Origin of the sequence: Maricaulis maris (assembly GCF_049116555.1) — a bacterium.
Classification (GTDB): domain Bacteria; phylum Pseudomonadota; class Alphaproteobacteria; order Caulobacterales; family Maricaulaceae; genus Maricaulis; species Maricaulis maris_C.
Map to the genome: position 1 here is coordinate 1 of NZ_JAGDYT010000020.1, position 383 is coordinate 383.

The window sequence follows — 383 nt, forward strand, 5'->3', positions numbered from 1 at the left end:
AAAAGCCTTCGGGCTTTTTTATAGGGTAAAGCGAAATATTGGTGGGCCCGGCAGGACTCGAACCTGCGACCAATCCGTTATGAGCGGACCGCTCTAACCACCTGAGCTACAGGCCCATTAGACATGCGCACAGCTTGTCGGGAAAACGCGGCGACCCCGCCCGGTGGCGAGGTCTGACTGGAAAGAGAAACGAAGACGACGGCGACTGCCTGTTTTGTCAGTGATCAGGATCCGCCCGAGGGCAAAACCTGTCCCGACTTAAGTTCCAAGATACCAAGAGCAACGGATGGGCATAGCCCAGCGTCGACTGATGGCAATCCTTAGAAAGGAGGTGATCCAGCCGCAGGTTCCCCTACGGCTACCTTGTTACGACTTCACCCCAG

General features: G+C 56.1%; 1 tRNA gene and 1 rRNA gene (1 of these 2 running past the window's edge). Both read right to left on the reverse strand.

Annotated elements, in window-relative coordinates:
• Window positions 1–39: 39 nt before the first annotated feature.
• Window positions 40–116, reverse strand: a tRNA-Ile gene (locus tag JXQ94_RS13950).
• 208 nt (window positions 117–324) lie between these two features.
• Window positions 325–383 (reverse strand): 16S ribosomal RNA (locus JXQ94_RS13955); its annotated part runs 216 nt beyond the window's last position; the annotation flags it as partial.